The sequence below is a fragment of the Dyella thailandensis genome (assembly GCF_050749815.1).
In the GTDB taxonomy this organism is placed as follows: domain Bacteria; phylum Pseudomonadota; class Gammaproteobacteria; order Xanthomonadales; family Rhodanobacteraceae; genus Dyella_A.
In genome coordinates this window covers 3,502,173-3,521,017 of record NZ_CP192735.1, presented here as the reverse complement: position 1 = coordinate 3,521,017, position 18,845 = coordinate 3,502,173, and the positions used below count along the sequence as shown (strand labels likewise).

Annotated in this window: 13 protein-coding genes; 8 read left to right on the top strand and 5 right to left on the bottom strand. The window is 67.9% G+C overall.

Translation table 11 applies throughout. The features are described 5' to 3' along the window. Positions 1-20: 20 nt before the first annotated feature. From ACQVBX_RS16025 to ACQVBX_RS16010, 4 genes are all read left to right on the top strand, one after another. Positions 21-551, top strand: coding sequence for a hypothetical protein (locus ACQVBX_RS16025; protein WP_431635327.1), 531 nt, complete (start codon positions 21-23; stop codon positions 549-551). Between the two features lie 152 nt (positions 552-703). After that, positions 704-2,185, top strand: a complete 1,482-nt coding sequence (locus ACQVBX_RS16020) for a peptidoglycan-binding protein (protein ID WP_431635326.1) — start codon at positions 704-706, stop codon at positions 2,183-2,185. Between the two features lie 69 nt (positions 2,186-2,254). Further along, positions 2,255-3,055, top strand: a complete 801-nt coding sequence (locus ACQVBX_RS16015; RefSeq protein WP_431635325.1) for a hypothetical protein — start codon at positions 2,255-2,257, stop codon at positions 3,053-3,055. Between the two features lie 46 nt (positions 3,056-3,101). Next, on the top strand, positions 3,102-4,511 hold the full coding sequence (locus tag ACQVBX_RS16010) for a peptidoglycan-binding protein (protein WP_431635324.1): 1,410 nt from the start codon (positions 3,102-3,104) through the stop codon (positions 4,509-4,511). A 140-nt stretch (positions 4,512-4,651) separates the two neighbouring features. On the opposite strand, the gene ACQVBX_RS16005 is transcribed toward ACQVBX_RS16010, so the two are convergent. From ACQVBX_RS16005 to ACQVBX_RS15995, 3 genes are all read right to left on the bottom strand, one after another. Continuing rightward, a complete protein-coding gene (locus ACQVBX_RS16005) occupies positions 4,652-7,795 on the bottom strand; it encodes an efflux RND transporter permease subunit (RefSeq protein ID WP_431635322.1) in 3,144 nt (1,047 codons plus the stop codon). 206 nt (positions 7,796-8,001) lie between these two features. Beyond that, positions 8,002-11,238 carry an efflux RND transporter permease subunit gene (locus ACQVBX_RS16000; RefSeq protein ID WP_431635321.1) on the bottom strand — a complete coding sequence of 1,079 codons (3,237 nt, stop codon included), beginning with the start codon at positions 11,236-11,238 and terminating at the stop codon, positions 8,002-8,004. Between the two features lie 117 nt (positions 11,239-11,355). Beyond that, entirely contained in the window at positions 11,356-12,612 is a 1,257-nt protein-coding gene (locus tag ACQVBX_RS15995) for an efflux RND transporter periplasmic adaptor subunit (RefSeq protein ID WP_431635319.1), read from the bottom strand. 380 nt (positions 12,613-12,992) lie between these two features. Between ACQVBX_RS15995 and ACQVBX_RS15990 the strand changes: the two genes are divergently transcribed. Beyond that, on the top strand, positions 12,993-13,514 hold the full coding sequence (locus tag ACQVBX_RS15990; RefSeq protein ID WP_431638215.1) for a c-type cytochrome: 522 nt from the start codon (positions 12,993-12,995) through the stop codon (positions 13,512-13,514). Between the two features lie 155 nt (positions 13,515-13,669). On the opposite strand, the gene ACQVBX_RS15985 is transcribed toward ACQVBX_RS15990, so the two are convergent. Next, the gene (locus ACQVBX_RS15985; protein WP_431635318.1) at positions 13,670-14,269 is read right to left on the bottom strand and encodes an ACP phosphodiesterase; all 600 of its coding nucleotides are present in this window, start codon (positions 14,267-14,269) and stop codon (positions 13,670-13,672) included. Between the two features lie 60 nt (positions 14,270-14,329). Between ACQVBX_RS15985 and ACQVBX_RS15980 the strand changes: the two genes are divergently transcribed. Together ACQVBX_RS15980 and zapE are read left to right on the top strand one after the other, a co-directional pair. After that, a complete protein-coding gene (locus ACQVBX_RS15980; RefSeq protein ID WP_431635316.1) occupies positions 14,330-15,016 on the top strand; it encodes an alpha/beta hydrolase in 687 nt (228 codons plus the stop codon). A 17-nt stretch (positions 15,017-15,033) separates the two neighbouring features. Then, positions 15,034-16,149 carry a cell division protein ZapE gene (gene zapE, locus ACQVBX_RS15975; protein WP_431635314.1) on the top strand — a complete coding sequence of 372 codons (1,116 nt, stop codon included), beginning with the start codon at positions 15,034-15,036 and terminating at the stop codon, positions 16,147-16,149. Positions 16,150-16,209: 60 nt separating this feature from the next. On the opposite strand, the gene ACQVBX_RS15970 is transcribed toward zapE, so the two are convergent. Then, entirely contained in the window at positions 16,210-16,836 is a 627-nt protein-coding gene (locus tag ACQVBX_RS15970; RefSeq protein WP_431635313.1) for an OmpW/AlkL family protein, read from the bottom strand. Between the two features lie 191 nt (positions 16,837-17,027). Here ACQVBX_RS15970 and ACQVBX_RS15965 point away from each other — a divergent pair, with 191 nt between their 5' ends. Continuing rightward, positions 17,028-18,812 carry a sensor domain-containing phosphodiesterase gene (locus ACQVBX_RS15965; RefSeq protein ID WP_431635312.1) on the top strand — a complete coding sequence of 595 codons (1,785 nt, stop codon included), beginning with the start codon at positions 17,028-17,030 and terminating at the stop codon, positions 18,810-18,812. Positions 18,813-18,845: the final 33 nt, after the last annotated feature.

Genomic DNA, 18,845 nt, shown 5'->3' with positions numbered 1-18,845 from the left:
ATTGTTTTGGAGTGATTGCCATGAAGGGTTTGCTTGCTGTTTCCGTTGCCACGTTCGCGCTCTGCCTCGCGGCCTGCCATGCCCAACCGGCGCCGCCTAGTGTTCAGGCTGCTGATACGCCGGCGCTATTGCCCGTCAGTGCTGTGTCGATCCAACCGGCAGTGGGAGCAAGCTCCGCACCGGATCCGGCGCTGTTGCTCGATGGCAAGCTCGACAAAGGCATGACCTACAACGAGTTCCGCAAGATCGTCATCCACAATGGTTGGCAGCCGCAGCCTGATGCGCAATGCATGGCCAACGTGGTGGGCGGCAATTACAAGAAACTTTGCTCGGAGCATCCTGAGCTGGGCAGCTGCAGAGCCTGTATTGATGTGCGGGAGCTCAGCTCGTGCAGTGGCGACGGGCATTGCCTGATGCAGTTCAGTCACGAAGGTTTCGGCAAGACGCTGCAGGTGGGTACCTACGGCGAGATCGGCGACTGGAACGCTCCGGCAGGCAAGTCCACGCTCTCGGTCACGGGATGGGAATACCGCTCGCCTGCAGCTCAATGAACCGGGCCTCCGGCAGTCGCGGCTGCCTCTCGTCGTCGCTCGCCTCAAGCGGTGACTTCAATCGCCGGACAGTCGGAAACGGGTGCACCGGACCGGAGAGAACCCCGTAGCGCGCTCTGCGCTCTTTTCATCATCAGGAGGAACGGACTCCCATGAGCAACCAGCCACTTCGCGACCTGATCCATCGCGGCGAATCGCAGAATCGCGATTACAACGACTACAACGGCGGCACCTACACCGGCAGCGACGGGCGGCAGCACATCCGCGAGTCGAGTCAGTCGATCGATTTCTCCAGCATGACGCTGGGCGAGGTGCAGGCGAGGCAACATCGCGGCGAGCTGTTCGCGGTGGGGCTCTATCAGGTGATTCCCGGCACCATGGACGCGGCGGTGGCGAGTCTTGATCTCGACCCAAAACAGCGCTTTACGCCGGAACTGCAGGACAGGATCTTTTCCGAATACCTAGTGACCGACAAGCGCCCCGAGGTGAGGGACTACGTCACCGGCAAGCCCGGCGCGAGCCTGCACGCGGCCGAAGTGGCGATGTCACTGGAATGGGCCAGTTTCGGCGACCCCAACAAGGGCGGTGCCAGTCACTACGGCGGTGCGAATTCGGCAAGCGTCTCGGTGCGCGAATGTGGCGAGGCGCTACGGCAGATGCGCACCGACTATCAGGCAGACCTGGCGCGGGGACTATCCCCCGACGCTGCGTTCAAGGACGTGACGATCGGCAACGGTCCCCTGCGCGGACAGGCGCAGAAGCGCTCCGGAGACGGCGGCAGCGTGCTGGCGTTCGGCGACCGCGGCGCCGCGGTCACCTCGCTGCAGAACGGATTGCACCGCCTCGGCTATACCGATGCCGACGGCGCTCCGCTCACGGCGGACGGGGACTTCGGGCGCAACACGCAGCATGCCGTGGAGGCGTTCCAGCGGGATCATCGGCTGACGGTGGATGGCAAGGCCGGCCCACAGACGGAAGCGGCCATAAGTCGGGCGCTCGCAACGCAGGGCGTGCGGACCCTACAGAGCGAGTTGAACTCGCTCGGCTATACCGATGCACAGGGCCATCCGCTGGCGGTGGACGGCGCATTCGGCGCGAACACGCGCCATGCGGTCGAGGCGTTCCAGCGCGATCACCAGCTCACCGTGGACGGCCGCGTCGGCCCGCAGACTCAGGGCGCGCTGGACGAGGCACTGAAGGCGCGCGGAGCAGGCGAACGCACGCAGAGCGTGCTGCCACTGAGCGATCCGAAGTCACCCGATCACGCGCTTTACGAACAGGCACTGGCCGGCGTGCAGAAGATCGATGCCGACATGGGCCGCCGTTCCGACCAGCTCAGCCGCAACCTTGCCGCGAACCTGGCGGCAGAAGCCAAGGCGCTTGGGCTGACGCGCATCGACTCAGTTGCCATCAGCGAGGACGGCGCACGCACGTTTGCGGTGCAGAACGAAAGCGGCGTTCGCCGCTACGCGGACGTGACCACCGCGCAGGCCGTGCGTACGCCGATCGAGCAAAGCAGCCTCCGTGCGGCGAGCGTACAGACGCAGGCACCGGAGCCGGACCGGGCCTCGTCGCAACCAGTCGTCGCGGCCACCGCGGCACCATCGCGAGGCAGCGTCATCGGCCTCGGATGAGGCGATAACACACCGCGCGGGCCCGAGACGGCACGCAATATTCCAGCTTCTACCAGTCCGGATCGAACCATGCGCCTCGCACTCGCCAGCCTGACCCTCGCCCTGCTCATCTCCGGCTGCAGCCGGGCGAGCTTTGCCGCCAGCGAGGCTGGCGCCCCTGCGCGGCCGATCAAGGTGCCGCCGGCAAGCGAGAGCGGAGCGCCATACACCAAGCTGCGCCAGCGGCTGGTGCTCGACGGCTGGCTGCCACTGCATCACGCAAGCTGCGCGGCGGACACGGGACGGCCGCAGGCATGCAACCGCTGGCTGGAACTGCAGCGCTGCGATGCGTCCGGCCACTGCAGCGCAGCCTGGGGCAATGCCGACGGCACCGAGCTGATGCGACTGCAGCTCTCGGGGGTACCCGGCGATGGCGGCAAGCCCTTGGCCGGCGCCGACGTGCAGGTGGAGGGCACCGAGCAAACCATGCACGTCGACCAGGCTGTGCCCGCACCGAGCTGCCCATCGACGCAGTTCATGCCGTTCCTCCAGGCATTCGCCGCGCAACCCTCGTTGCGCCGGGCGTTCACCGTGCCGCTGGTGCGCGCGAAGGTACTGGTGTCCGACGGTGAAGGCGATCGTACCGAGATGGTCTACGTGCCCGGCGAGCAACCGGACGTCTTCGACGTGAGCTACCGCGACGGCGCATTCCACCATGTCGGCATCGACGGCGTCGATCCGGCCCCGCTGGTGCTGCAGGTGGAGCGACCCTCGGCGCAACTGCGGGACGTGAGCTACCTCTACGGCTCATCGGAAGGGCGCGGCTTCCGCTTCACCCTGCGCGAGGGTTGCTGGTACCTCACCGGCAATCCGCAGCCCACCGGGCCCTGAGCGCCCCCACCACGCCGCATCATCGACCACTACACGGAGGTAGATCATGTCCCGCTACACCATCACTGAGAGCGTCGGTTCCCGGGTGCTTCCGGTGCACTCGTACGAGGATCTGCACAAGCATCACCCCAGCGCCGGCCGCCAGCCGAACCGCGAGTACGGCACGATCCATGGCGAGTTCGAGGAGATCCGTCACGCGGATGGGCGCACCTTCGTCAAGAAGGACTTCATCCTTTCGCAGGACGCCCGCGGACCGGTGGAGATTCCCGCGCCGGTGTCCGGCTATGCCCATTTCCTGCACGACGACTACAACACCGTGCAGATCTACGACAAACCGTACGGCACGCCGGGCGCGAAGCGCGAGGGTCAGGTGCTGCACATGGTGCGGGGCAGCTCGTCGTTCGCCGAGGGCGCGCACGTGAGTTACGGCCAGCCACTGGGCGAGATGGGCCAGACCGGCAGCCCCGGCTCCATCCACGCGCACGTCGAACTGGAGGTGGGCCAGTTCCAGCGTTACATCCGCGACATCAACAACGGCACGATCCGCCCTGGCGTCATCCCGCGCGGCGGCAGCGCGGAACAGCCGGTGCCGGTCGATGGCGGCGTGCTGGCCAATGGCAGTCGCGGAACGGCGGTGGCCGAGCTGCAGAAGCGCCTGGCGACCCTGGGCTATACCGATGCGCAGGGGCAGCCGCTGAAGAGCGATGGCGCGTTTGGCCCGGCCACCCGGCAGGCAGTGGAAGCGTTCCAGCGCGACCATCGCCTCACCGTCGACGGCAAGGCGGGGCCGCTGACCGATGCGGCCATCGAACAGGCGCTGGCCAGGCAGGGAGCCTCGCGTTTGCAGGCCGAGCTGAATACGCTCGGCTACAAGGATGCTCGAGGCCAGGCGCTGCAGGTCGACGGCGACTTCGGCTCCAACACGCGCTTTGCCGTGGAAGCCTTCCAGCGCGATCACCAACTGACCGTGGATGGCAAGGTCGGGCCGCAGACGCAGGGCGCGCTGGAACGGGCGCTGCGGGACCACGCTGCGCAGAAGACGACGACGGGCGGAACGGTGCTGAGCGATCCACACAATCCGGACCATGCGCTCTACGAGCAGGCGCTGGCGCAGGTGAAGCGCATCGACGAAGCGATGGGCCGCCCCTCCGACGAACATACCCAGCGCCTCGCCGCCGCGGCGGTATCGGTAGCCAAGGCGCATGGCCTGACCCGTATCGATGGCATTGCGCTCAGCGACGACGGTTCGCGCACGTTCGTGACGCAGAACGACTCGCCGATGAAGCGAATCGCGGAGCTGTCCACCGCACAGGCCGTAGCCACGCCGATCGAGCAGAGCAGCGAGGCCGCGCGGCACGTGCAGGCGCCAACAACGCAGTCGCCAAGCCCGTCGCGCAACACCCAGCTACCGCCTCCGCTGCAGGGGCAGGCGTCCGGGACGACTCTCGTGGCATAAGCGGGAGGGCTGCTCGCTTTTCACAGCGCGCGCCGTATCGGCATCGCCACGGCGCGGAACGCGACGCAGCACGAATTGGTGGTCCGAAAAACAATAGCGCCCAAGTCGACACCGGGCGCGTTGCGCCCGGAGTCGACTGTTCACACACTCGCCAGCTTCTGCCTCTTGCGCGCCGCCCGACGCTCGCGACGCGCTTCGCGCCGCACCCGCGCCCGTTCCGACAGGCACGAGAAGATCACGTACAGCGCCGGCGTGCTGAGCAGGGTCAGCGTCTGCGAAATGAGCAGGCCGCCGATCAGCGCGATACCCAACGGGCGGCGCAGCTCGGAGCCTTCGCCCAGGCCGATGGCGATCGGCAGCGCGGCGAGAATCGCCACCATCGAGGTCATCATGATCGGGCGGAAGCGCACGATGCAGGCCTCGCGCGCAGCCTCCAGCGGGCTCTTGCCGTGCTCGCGCTGCGCCACCAGCGCGAAGTCGATCATCATGATGGCGTTCTTCTTCACGATGCCGATCAACAGCACCAGCGCGATCATCGCCACCACTGAAAGCTCGGTGTCGGTCACCACCAGCGCCGCCAGCGCACCGACACCCGCCGCCGGCAAGGTGGAGAGGATGGTGATGGGGTGGATCAGGCTCTCGTAGAGCATGCCCAGCACGATGTAGACGGTGACGATGGCGGCGAGGATCAGCCAGAGCATGTCGCCCTGCGACTGCTGGAAGCGGCGGAAATCGTCGCCCAGCGAGAGGCGGATGTCGCCCGGCACGCGGATGTCCTGCACGGTTTTCTGGATCGCCGGCAGCGCCTCGCCCATGCTCGCGCCCGGCGCGAGATTGAAGCTGAGATCCATCGTGGTCTGCTGACCGGAGTGGTGGATCTGCGAGGGCGCCAGGCCCGCCTCCTGGTGCGCCACCGCGGTGATCGGCACCATCTTGCCGGCGTTGGAGCGCACGTAGATGCGGTTGAGCGCCTCGGGCGTGGCGGTCTGGCTGGGTAGCGCGTTGACCACCACCTTGTACTGGTTGATGTCCGAATAGATGGTGGACACCTGGCGCTGGCCGAAGGCGTCATACAGCGCGCCGTCGATGGTGCCGACCGAGACGCCCAGCCGCGCGGCCTTGTCGCGGTCGATCACGATGTTCTGGCGCAGGCCACCCTCTTCCACGTCGGAGCCGACGTCGCGGAACATCGGGTTCTTCGCCAACGCCTTGACCAACCGCGGCAGCCACAGTTGCAACTCGTCCAGATCATCGCCCTGCAGCGATACCTGGTACTGCGCGCCCTGGTTGCCGCCGCCACCGCCGCTGGGCAGGTCCTGAATCGGGCGCAGGCGCAGGTTGAGGTCGGGATACGCCGCCGCTTTCGCGCTGAGCCGGTCGAGCACGGTGAAGGTGTCGTCCTTGCGCCCTTCGGCGCGGGTTTTCAGCTCGATGTCGAACGAGCCGCTGGCACCGAGCCGGCTGGTGCCCAGGCGTGAACCCACGCGCGCGACGTCGGGGTCGGCCAGCAGCATGTCCACCAGCCGCTGCTGGCGCTTGACCATGTCGTTGAACGACACGGTGGCGCCGGAGTTGGCGAAGCCGTGGATCAGGCCGGTGTCCTGCGGCGGGAACAGGCCGCCCTTCACCTGCCCGGCCAGCACGAAGGTGAGCGCGATCAGTGCCAGCGGCGTGAGCGACAGCGACAGCGCGTGGCGCAGCGAGAAGTCGAGCGCGCGCGTGTAGATGCGCAGCATGCCGTCGTGCATGCGGTCGATGGCGGCGTTGAGACGGGCGAAGCGCGGCGGGCGGTTCGTCGGCGCGGCGTGGCCGAGCAGGAAGCGCCCGCACAGCGCGGGCGTGAGCGTGAGCGACACCACGGCCGATACGGCAATCGCCGCAATCAGCGTCATGGTGAACTCCTTGAAGAACATGCCCACGATGCCGCTGGCGAACAGCAGGGGGATGAACACCGCGATCAGCGAGGCGGTGATCGAGACGATGGTGAAGCCGATCTCACGCCCGCCCTTGAGCGCCGCCTCCATCCGCGGCATGCCCTCGTCGATGTGGCGGATGATGTTCTCGATCACCACGATGGCGTCGTCCACCACGAAGCCAATGGCGATCACCAGCGCCAGCAGGGTGAGGTTGTTGAGCGTGTAACCGAGCAGGTACATGGCCGTCGCCGCGCCGGCCAGCGACAGCGGCACCGCGGCCGCAGCGATCAACGTGGGCGCCAGCCGACGCAGGAACAGCGCCATGGTGAGCACCACCATTGCCAGGCTGATCAGCAGCGTCGCCTGCACCTCGTGCAGCGAGGCGCGAATGGTCGGCGTGCCGTCGAAATACGGGGTGAGCGTGGTGGCCGGCTGCAGGAAGCTGCGCAGCTCGGGGATCGCCGCGCGCACCCGGTCGACCGTCGCGATGACGTTCGCATCGGCTTTCTTGTAGACGTACAGCAGCACTGCCGGTTTGCCGTCGAAGCTGGCCGCCTGGTAGGCGTCCTGCTGGCCGGCGTAGACGTGGGCCACGTCGGACAGCCGCACCGGCGTGCCGTCCTTCACCGCCACGATCAGCCGGGCGAAATCGTCCGCCGTCTTCAGCTGGTCGGTGGCAGTGACAAACATATTGGTGATGCCGTTGCTCAGCGTGCCCAGCGGCGAGCTGACGTTCGCCGCGGTGAGCGCGTTGCGCAGCTGGTCGGGCGAGAGCCCCATCGCGTTGAGCTTGCGCAGGTCGACGTCGACGCGGATCGCCGGCGTCGCCGCGCCGGCGATGTCCACCGAAGAGACGCCGTCGAGCTGGCGCAGGCGCGGCATCAGCAGGGTGTCGGCAACGTTGTAGAGATCGGCCGCGGACTGCGTCTGCGAGGTGAGCGCAAAAACGATCACAGGGTCATCGTTGGGGTTGGCCTTCTCCAGGCTGGGCGCGCTGGTGAGCCCGCTGGGAAGATCCGGCGCGGCCGAACTGATTGCCGACTGCACGTCGCGTGCGGCCGCGTCGAGGTTGCGGTCGCTGTTGAAGATCATGAAGACGAACGCGCGCCCTTCGGAGCTGTTCGAGCGGAGGGTGTCGATGCCCGGCACCTGCCCCAAGTGCCGCTCCAGCGGCGCGGCGACGGTGGCCGCCATGGTGCTGGCATCGGCGCCGGGCTGGCTGGCCTGCACGAAGATCACCGGGAACTGGATCGCCGGCAGCGCGGAGACGCCGAGCAGGCTGTAGCAGAGCGTGCCGACCGCGAACAGACCGATGGCCAGGAGCGAGACGCCAACGGGGCGGCGCACGAAAAGAGCGGAGAGGTTCATGGGTGAAAACTTGGGCCTGGTCGCGAGGGAGGACGCGGCGCGCGGGGCGTTCGCCAATCATCGCATCCCCAACGCACGAAGCGGCAAAGGGTTGAACCGCTTTCGTACGTCCGGCGCGCTTTTACGGATCCCGGAAAGCACACGGCCCGCCAGGGGGCGGGCCGTGTGCTCGAAGCTCGCGTGACGAACCCCCGGGCGGGGCGACGTTACGCCGCGCCGCGCTCGGCCTGGGCCAGCGCGCGCTGCTCGCGGCGGTGGCGCAGCCAATCGGAGAACCGCTCCATGTACAGGTAGATCACCGGTGTGGTGTACAGCGTCACCAGCTGCGACAGCAGCAGGCCGCCGACGATGGACACGCCCAGCGGCCGGCGCAGTTCCGCGCCGATGCCGTTACCGAGCGCCAGCGGCAAGGCGCCCAGCATGGCCGCCGCGGTGGTCATCATGATCGGGCGGAAGCGCAGCAGGCAGGCGCGGCGGATCGCCTCGCGCGGGCCCATGCCCTCGCGCTGCGCCTCGATCGCGAAGTCGATCATCATGATCGCGTTCTTCTTCACGATACCGATCAAGAGCACGATGCCGACGATGCCGTCCACCGACAGGCTCATGCCGCACAGGATCAGCGCCAGCAGCGCGCCCACGCCGGCCGGCGGCAGGGTGGAGATGATCGTGATCGGGTGGATGTAGCTCTCGTACAGCACGCCCAGCACGATGTAGATCACGATCACCGAGGCGAGCAGCAGCAGCACCTCGTCGCCCAGCGAGGAGGAGAACTCCGCCGCCTTGCCGACGAATTCGCCACGCACCTGCGGCGGCAGGTTGAGCTGCTTGACCACCTCGTTGATCGCGTCCACGCCCTGCGACAGCGAGTAGCCCGGCGCCAGGTTGAATGAGAGCGTCACCGCCGGCAGCTGCTGCTGGTGGCTGACCACCAGCGGCGCACTGGTGTATTCGGCGGTGGCCAGTGAAGAAATCGGAATGGTGCCGCCGCCGCCGATCTGGAAGCCGACGTTGCCGGTGTTGCCGATGCCCGAGGGCGTGGCCGAGTTGCTCGAGGTGAGCTGGCCGAAGCTGGTGGCGTTGGAGCCGGTGAGCGCGCCGTTGCCGTTGCCGCGCACGGTGAGCTTGTTCATCAGGTCGTCGCTGTTGCGGAACTGCGGCGCGACCTCCAACACCACGCGGTACTGATTGAGCTGGGTGAAGATGGTGGAGATCTGCCGCTGGCCAAACGCGTCGTACAGCGTGTCGTCGATGCTCTGCACCGGCACACCCAGACGGCTGGCCTTGTCGCGATCGATGGTGAGCTTGAGCGCGTTGCCCGAGTCGGCGAGGTTGTTGTCCACGTCGGCCAGCTCGGGACGCTGGCGCAGCGCCTGGGTCATCTTCTCGGCGTAGCCGGCCAGCTCGGTGGAGCTCACGTCGGACAGCGCGTACTGGTATTCGGTGGCCGAGACGCGGCTGTCCAGGGTGACGTCCTGCACCGGCTTGAGATACAGCGCCACGCCGGGAATGTTCGCCACCGCGGCCTGCAGGCTGGGCAGCACCTTGTCCAGGCCGTCGCGGTCGGCGCGGTCCTTCAGCACGATCGACAGCTGGCCCTGGTTGAGCGTGGGGTTGATCGAGCCGGCGCCGATAAACGCGGCCACGCCGGTTACCGCGGGGTTCTTGCGCAGGGCATCGGCGACCGCCTTGGTGCGCGCCTCCATCTGCGGGAACGCGACGTTTTCGTCGGCCTGCACCACGCCGGTGATCAGGCCGGTGTCCTGCTCCGGCAGCAGGCCCTTGGGGATGGCGATGTACAGCAGCACGGTGATCACGATCGTGATCGAGGCCACCAGCATGGTCAGGCGCTGGTGATCGAGCACCCAGTCCAGCGTGCGCTCGTACAGGCGCACGGTGCGTGACCACAGGTCGCGCTTGCCGCTGCCGGCGTGCGCGGCGTGGTGCTCGTCGCCCATCGGCAACTGATCGGGCTTGAGCAGGTAGGCGCACATCATCGGCGTCAGCGTCAGCGACACCAGCATCGAGATAGTGACCGCGATGGTCAGCACCCAGGCGAACTCGTGGAACAGGCGGCCGGTGACGCCGGGCATCAGCAGCAGCGGCAGGAACACCGCCACCAGCGACACGGTGAGCGACAGCACGGTGAAGCCGATTTCCTTGGCGCCGATCTCGGCCGCCTCCTTGCCGCTCTTGCCCTGCTCGATGTAGCGCACGATGTTTTCGATCATCACGATCGCATCGTCCACCACGAAGCCGGTGGCCACGGTGAGCGCCATCAGCGAGAGGTTGTCCAGCGACATGCCGGCGAACGACATCACGCCGAACGTGCCCATCAGCGACAGCGGCACGGCCACCGATGGAATGATGGTCGCCCACAGCCGGCGCAGGAACACGAAGATCACCGCCACCACCAGGAAGATGGTGAGGATCAGGGTGAACTGCACGTCGTGTACCGAGGCGCGGATGGTGATGGTGCGGTCGGCGAACACGTCCAGGTGCACGTCGGCCGGCAGCACCGCCTTGAGCGACGGCAGCGTGGCGCGGATCTGCTCCACCGTCTTGACGATGTTGGCGCCCGGCTGGCGGCGGATGTCCAGCAGCACCGCCGGCTTGCCGTTGGCCCACGCGGCGAGCTGGTCGTTCTCCACGCCGTCGACCACGCTGGCCACGTCGGACAGGCGTACCGGCGCGCCGTTCTTGTAGCTGATGATGGTGTTCTTGTACTGCGCGGCGTCGACCAGCTGATCGTTGGTGCCGATCGAGTAGCTCTGCGTCTTGCCGTTGAGCGTGCCCTTGGGCGCGTTGACGTTGGCCTGGCTGAGCGCGCTGCGCACGTCCTCCAGAGTGAGGCCGAGGTTGGACAGCTGCGCCGGGTTCACCTGCACGCGCACGGCCGGACGAACGTTGCCGGCGATCGACACCAGGCCCACGCCCTGCACCTGCGAGAGCTTCTGGGCAATGATCGAATCGGCCAGATCATTGACGTCGCGAAGCGCGCGGCTGTCGGAGGTGAGCATCAGCGTGAGGATCGGCGCGTCGGCCGGGTTCACGCGGTTGTACACCGGCGGGTACGGCAGGTTGTTCGGCAGCGTGCCCTTGGAGGTGCTGATCGCCGACTGCACGTCCTGCGCGGCGATGTCGATGTCGCGGTCCATGTTGAACTGCAGCACGATCGTCGACAGGCCGGCGGACGAATCCGAGCTCATCATCGACAGCCCGGAGATCTGTCCGAACTGGCGCTCCAGCGGCGTGGTGACCAGCGCCGCCATGGTCGCCGCGCTGGCGCCCGGGTACTGGGTGGTGACCACCAGGCTGGGCGCATCGATCTCCGGCAGCGCCGACACCGGCAGCTGGCGATAGCCGAGCACGCCCAGCAGCAGCACCGCCACCATCAGCAGCGAGGTGGCGATCGGGCGTCGGATGAAAAGCGATGAAAATCCCATGATGTCCTGGTCTGCCGTCAGTGGCGGGGCACGTGCCCGACCGTCAGTGGTGGTGCGCCCGGACGCCTCGCGCCCGGGCAGCGCGGCCAGCCATCGGGCCGGCCGCGGTGCGCTGGATCAACCGCGGTGACCGCGGCGACCACCCTTGTTGTCCTGCGCCGCCTTCTTGAGCTCTTCCTCGGTCGGCGCGGCCGGCACTTCGCCCGGCTTGAGCGCCTTGACCTTGCTGCCCGGCTTGAGGCGGAACTGGCCCTCGGTGACCACCTTGTCGCCGGCCTTCAGGCCCTGCGTCACCATCACGTGGCTGTCGCCCACTTCCTGGCCGGTGGTCACCGACTGCATCTTGACCGTGTTGTCGGACTGCAGCTGATAGACGTAGTCGCCATCCGGGCCGCGCTGTACCGCCTGCGACGGAATCACCAGGCCGCCCTGCACCGTGTTCACCTTCATCCGCACGTTGACGAACTGGCCCGGGAACAGCGCGTTCTCGTCGTTGGGGAATTCGGCCTTGAGATTGAACGTGCCGGTGCTGGTGTCGATCTGGTTGTTGATCACCTTGAGCACGCCCTTGGCGGCGATGACCTTGCTGCCGGCGCTGTCCAGCGCGGCCACTTCCAGTGGCTCGCCGCGCTGCTGCGAGGAGCGCACCAGCTCCACGTTCTGCTCCGGCAGCGGGAAGATCACGTTGATCGGATGCACCTCGGTCAACGTCACGATGGACGAGGTGGTGGTGACGATGTTCCCCGGGTCCACGCCGCGGATGCCGGCCATGCCGGTGACCGGCGCCAGCACCTTGGTGTAGCCCAGCTGCACCTTGGCGTCATTGATGGCCGCCTCGTCCGCCGCCACGGTCGCCTCGTACTGGCTGACCGTGTTCTGCAATGTGTCCATATCCTGCTTGGAGATGTAGCCCTGCTTGGCGAGGTCGAGGCTGCGCGCCAGGTTGCTGCGCGCGGTGGCCAGCTGCGCCGCGTCCTGGCGCTTGCGCGCAGCGGCCTGGTCGTAGGAGGCCTGCAGCGAGCGCGGGTCGATTTCGGCAAGCACCTGGCCCTTGGTCACTTCCTGGCCTTCGGTGAAGTTGAGCTTCATCAGCAGGCCGCCGATCTGCGGGCTCACCGTCACGGTGTTGAGCGCCTGCACGGTGCCCAGCGCGGTGAGATACACCGGCACGTTCTGCACGCTCACCGGCTCCACCGTCACCGGCACCGGATCGGCTTCCTTGGCCTCCGGGCCACCCTTCTTGCCGGGGGCGCCGGCCTGGGCACCGGCCTGGGCGCCGGGTCGGGGGGCAGGCTTGTGCAGCAGGCGGACTCCGACCGCCGCCACCACGAGCACGGCAACAACGATCAGCGCGATCTTCCAAAAACGCGACATGTAAAACTCCCGGTTGAAACGGCAGGGCCCAAGCCCCGGCGCGCGACGTGCGCGCACTGTGTGAGTGGCAGGAAAAGAATAGGTTCAGATCAACGACCCCGGACACTGCCGGTTGACATGGGTCCGCCATGACCGATGGCAGGGTGGAAGCCGCGTGGGCCATGCAACACGGGGAGTGGGCGCGATCCGATCCCGCGCACGATACCCCGGGCTGCGACCGGCCGCCACGGCGGCGCGCTGAAACTTGCGCCGGGCTTCGTCTATAATCCCGCGGTTGCCGCGCCGCCTTCGCAGAAGGACGGCCCCGCGCAGCGGCTCGGACGGCCAATGGCGGCCCGCCAGCCCTACTTTTTGACTGGAGTACGTTCGTGAGCGGTTCCCTGACCAAATCCGATCAGAGCTTCATGCGTCAGTTCTCGATGCTGATCGCGGGCCTGAGTGTGCTGACCGTGCTGCTGATCAGCCTCGGCTGGGCGATCTACAACCACGAGCCGAAGGAAACCAACCCGAACGCGCCGCAGCAGGTGGAAGCGCGCATTGCGCCGGTCGGCGCGGTGTACGCCGGCGACACCGGCCGCGCGGCGATGGCCGCCGCCGAGGAAGCCGCGGCCAAGGCCGCCGCCTCGCAGGTCGCCTACGGCGGCACCACCGACGGCAAGACGATCTACGACAACCTGTGCCACAGCTGCCACACCGCCGGCGTCGCTGGCGCGCCGAAGCTGGGCGACAAGGCCGCCTGGGCACCGCGCCTGGCGCAGGGCCTGGATACCCTGGTGAAGCACGCGATCGAAGGCTACAAGGGCCCGGACGGCAACATGATGCCGGCCAAGGGCGGCAACCCTTCGCTGACCGACGCGCAGGTCAAGGCCGCGGTTACCTGGATCACCGACCAGGCGAAGTAAGCCGCGGCTCGATACCGCAAACGAAAACGCCGCCGCGAGGCGGCGTTTTTCGTTCTGCCCTTCCCAAGGAATAGAAGCCTGGGAAGAAGCCTGGGATGAGGGGGCAACCGCGGCGCTGTGCCACCCGCGCACGATCCGTCGCGTCGCGGCTCGCCTCAGTCCGGCCCCATCCGCTCCTGCTCGATCCACCCGCGCGCAAACGCCTGCAGCTCGGGGAAGAACGCCTCGAAATGCCGGTCCAGCACGTCCGCCTGCGCCTGCAGCACCGGCAGGGCCTCAGCCAGCGGGTTGGCCCGCTGCAGGCGCTGGCCGACACCGGCGAGCGCGCGCCCGAGCACCTGTGGCTGCGCGTAGCCGGCCGGCAGGTCGTGGGTTTGCATGTAGGCGAGGAAGCGCTGCAGCGGCGGCGGCAACTGCGCCTCGCGCTCGCGCAGCAGGGCGCGCAGGTCGCGGGAGAACGGCTGCAGCGACACCGCCGACCAGCGCGGGAAGTCGCGCGCCAGGCAGTGATCGAACCACATGTCCAGCAGGATGCCGGCGTAGCGGCGATACGGCGGCGCCAGGCGGGCCTTGGCCGCCAGCACTTCGGGGTGCGCATCGGTATAGACGTCGATGGCGCGGTGCAGGCGGATACCCTCGGCCACCTCGCGCGGCCACGCGGCATCGGGCGCCCCGCGCACGAAGTCGCCCAACATGCCGCCCAGGCGCAACGCGTCGTCGTCACCGGCCAGCAGGGCGTGCGCGAGATGGTTCATGGTGACGGTAGATGGAGCCGTGGCGGGCGATCGACAAGCCGGGCAGTTATCATCGTCGTTATGAACATGCTCTCGCTTCCCGCCGACCCGGCCAGTTTTCCCGAGCAGGCGGCCAGCTTCATGCTGCGCGGCCCGGCCGGCCTGGTGGAGACCATCACCGATGTCGCCGAACGCCCCGGCGCACGACGCGGGGTGGCGATCGTCTGCCATCCCAACCCCGTGCAGGGCGGCACCATGCACAACAAGGTGGTGACCATGGTCGAGCGCGCGCTGCGCGAGTCGGGCCTGGATACAGTGCGCTTCAACTTCCGCGGCACGGGCGAATCGGAAGGCGCCTACGACGAAGGCAACGGCGAAGGCGATGATCTGGCTGCGGTGGCCGACTGGGTGCGCCGCGTGCGCCCCGGCGAGGCGCTGTGGCTGGCCGGGTTCTCCTTCGGCAGCTACGTCACCATCCGCAATGCGGTGCGACTGGGCGCCGACGCGCTGATCAGCATCGCCCCGCCCGCCGGGCGCTGGCCGTTCGAGGGCTTCGAGCTGCCGTCTTGCCCGTGGCTGGTGGTGATGGGCGAGGAAGACGAAGTGGTCGAGCCGCAGGCGGTATTCGACTGGATCGACAGCCTCGAGGTAAAACCCGAGCTGGTGCGCATGCCCGAGACGGGGCACTTCTTCCATCGCCGGCTGATGGACCTGCGCGGCGCGGTGAAGGCCGCCGCGCGGCGCTGGCTGCCGCCCGAGCGCCCCTGAGCCTTCCGGTTTTCCCCATGACCGATACCGCATCCGGCGCGCCCAGCGCGCGCTATCACGAAGGCGTGGCCGCCCACCGCTGGGAAAGCGATCCGGCCCAGCTCGCGGTGCTGCCCGAGTTCGACCGCATGCACGCGGCGCTGTGCGCCGTGCCGGAGAGCCCCGGCCTGTTCGGCCGGCTCAAGAGCCTGCTCGGCGGCGACCCGGTGAACGCCGTGCCGGGCCTGTATCTGTGGGGAAGCGTGGGCCGCGGCAAGACCTTCCTGATGGACCTGTTCGTCGCCGGCCTGCCCGCCGGCACCGCGCTGCGCCGGCACTTCCACCGTTTCATGGGAGAAGTGCACGCCGAACTGCGCACGCTGGGCGAACGCGCCGACCCGCTGGTGGAAGTGGCCGCACGCATCGCCGCGCGGTGCCGCGTGCTGTGCCTGGACGAGTTTCTGGTCAGCGACATCGGCGACGCGATGATCCTGGCCAACCTGCTCGACGCGCTGTTCGTGCGCGGCGTGAGCCTGGTCACCACCTCCAACACCGCGCCGGCCAACTTGTACCGCGATGGCCTGCAGCGCGCGCGCTTCCTGCCGGCGATCGCGCTGCTGGAGAAGCATTGCCACGTGGTGGAGATGGTGTCCTCGCGGGACTGGCGCCTGCGCGCGCTGAGCCAGGCGCCGGTCTACCTCACGCCGCCCAGCGCCGAGGCCGAGCGGGCGCTGGCACGCATCTTCGCCAGCCAGGCGCAGGACGAGCCGGTCGACGGCGGCACGATCACCCTCAACGGCCGCAAGGTACCGCTGCGCCGCCGCGCCGAGGGCGTGCTGTGGTTCAGCTTCGACGCCCTGTGTGAAGGCCCGCGCGCGGTGGCCGACTACATCGCGCTGGCGAAATCCGCGGCCACGATCCTGGTGTCCAACGTGCCGCAGTTCACCGTGTACAGCGAGGACGCGGCGAAGCGTTTCGTGCAATTGGTCGATGAGTTCTATGACCGCCGCACCAAGCTGGTGCTCTCCGCGGCCGCGCCGATCACCGAGCTCTATGACGGCGAGCGCCTGCGCGCAGAGTTCGGTCGCACCGAGTCGCGGCTGATCGAAATGCAGAGCGAGGAATACCTCGCCGCGCCGCACCGGCCCGACTAGTCCCCACAAAAAAACGGCCGCCCGAAGGCGGCCGTCACGGGTGTCACACGAGAGAGCCGATCAGAAGCGGTAGCCCACGCTCACCCCGTAGATCCACGGGTTCACCTTCACCTCGCCGATGCCTGCACCGTTGAGCTCGACCTTGCTCTTCCAGTCGAAGTAGCGCGCGTCAGCGCGGATGAACACGTTGTTGGTGGCGTAGTAGTCCACGCCGAACTGGCCGACGAAGCCGTCGCCGCTCTTCACGTTGAGCGAGGTGCCGGTGATCGGCCCGGTGGTGCGCTCGCCGCTGACGTTGACGAAGCCGTAGCCAGCACCGATGAACGGGCGGAACGCGCTGTCGGGCAGGAAGTGGTACTGCGCCGTGAGCAGGTACGGCATGTGTTTGATGCTGGCCGACTTGGCGCCGTCCAGGCTCACGTCGTGCTTGAACTTGGTCAGCGGCAGCCAGGCCTCGGCGCTCCAGTTGCTGTCGAAGTTGTAGCCCAGGGTCAGAGTGGGCTCGGAGTCGCTGTTGATGTCGCTGCGGAATACGCCGGCCAGCGTGCCGTTGCCGCTCTTGGGGTTCACGTAGTGGTAGCCGATGGCGCCATAGAAACCCGGGCCGGCGGCGCTCTGGGCCTGCGCCGCGCCAGCCGTGGCGGCAAGCAGGGCACCGGCGAGTAGCGTCAGGGGCAGTGCTTTCATGGGACTCTCCATTGCGAACGTGGGGAAATGAAACGACCGGACCACGATGTTTCCGGCGGCCGCCGGGCACCCGCGCGGCGCTTCAGATACGCGGCGACCCGCCGAAAAAACTGAATCTGCATTAAATTTGGGCCTGACCCTGGAGCGGCGGTTCCAGGCGGACGTCGGGCATGCGGTACGGAGCGACAGGCATGGCAAGCGAGACGGACAGCTCTCCGGGGGACATGACCGGAGCGGTGCTCAACGCCCTCGACGCGGCGGACGGCTTTGCCGTGCCGGGCTTCGATGCGGTCGCGCGGCTCGCTGCCCATTCGCTGCGCGTGCCGGTGGTGTCGCTGGTGCTGTCGACCGGCAGCGCGTACTGGTTCAGCGACGAGGCGCGCAGTCCGCACGCTTCGCCGTCGCTGCACCCGCGGTATCTGGAAGCGGCGCGCCACGGTGAAACCCAGGTAGTGCCCGACACCGAGGCCGATACGCGCTTTGGCGGCGTGCCGCTGCTGACCGACCCGCGCACGGCATCGATGCGCTTCTTCGCCAGCGAGCCGGTCTACACGTTGAGTGGGCAGCACGTAGGCGCCCTGTGCGTGATGGATTACGCGCCGCGCGACGGGCTCACCGAAAAGGAGCATGACGACCTGCGCGACGCCGCTGAACTGGCCGGCACTGGGCTGGTGCTGGGAAGCTACCTGGGCCGTACCGATCCGGTCACCCAACTGCCGCACCGCAATGCCTTCTTCGAGGATCTACGCGCCCGCCAGCGCGGCGGCGCGCACGGCGCCTGGCTGATCGCCATCGACGTGGCGCCGGTCAACCGCTTCAACGCCTTCATCCGCGCCATGGGTCACGCTTACGCCGACGAGTTGATGCGCGATGCGGCTGCGCGCATCCAGGTGTGGATGCCCGAGCACACCCATCTTTATCAGGTAGGCATCCATCGCTTCGCGGCGGTCTTGCCGGATTCGCCGCACGTACTCGACGGCGCGCAGCTGGACGAACTGGTGCATCGCCTGCGCCAGCCGTTCGATTGCCTGGGCATCCCGCTGACCCTGCAACCGGGCGTGGGACTGCTCAATCTGGCGGTCGGCGAACTCGACGGCGGCGATCCGCTGCGGCTGGTGATGAGCGCCACCCATGCAGCGCAGGACAGTGTGCGCGGCTGGTCGATCTACGAAGCGGCGCACGACGAGCAGCACCGGCAAGAGTTCTTCCTCGTCACCGAGCTGGCCGCCGCGCTCAACGACCGCACTGAGCTGGATCTGCACTACCAGCCGCGCGTCGAGCTCTCCAGCGGCCGCTGCGTGGCGGTGGAGGCGCTGGCGCGCTGGCACCATCCCACGCTCGGCCCGATCCCGCCGAACCGCTTCATTCCCTTGGCCGAGCAGGCCGGCTTGATGCGTGCGCTGACCGAATGGGTGCTCGACCACGCGATCGCCCAGCTGGGGCAGTGGCAGCGCGCCGGGCTGACGCTGAAACTGTCGCTCAACGTGTCCAGCAGCGACCTGGGCAGCGAGCTGGTCGATCGCCTGCGCAGCGCGGCGAGCCGGCACGGTGTGGCGCTCGATGCGCTGGAGCTGGAGTTTACCGAGAGCACCCTGCTGGAACATTCGGACACCACCCGCGAACACCTGGCCGCGATCCGCGCGCTGGGCATCGGCATCGCCATCGACGATTTTGGCACCGGCTACAGCAACCTCGCCTCGCTGCGGCAGATGCCCGCCACCAGCCTGAAGATCGACCAGTCGTTCGTGCGCGCCATGGACGCCAGCCGCCACGACGGCGCCATCGTGCGCGCGATGACCGAACTGGCGCGCGAGCTGGGTTTCCGCGTGGTGGTGGAGGGCGTGGAGACCGCGCAGATCTACGCCGCCGTGTGCGGCATGGCCTGCGACGAGGTGCAGGGCTTCCACATCGCCCGGCCGATGCCGGCCAGCGAGGTGCCGGGCTGGCTGGCCCAGCAGCACACCGTACGCATCTGATTCACCTGGGTGAACCGGTACCCAACCGGTGGC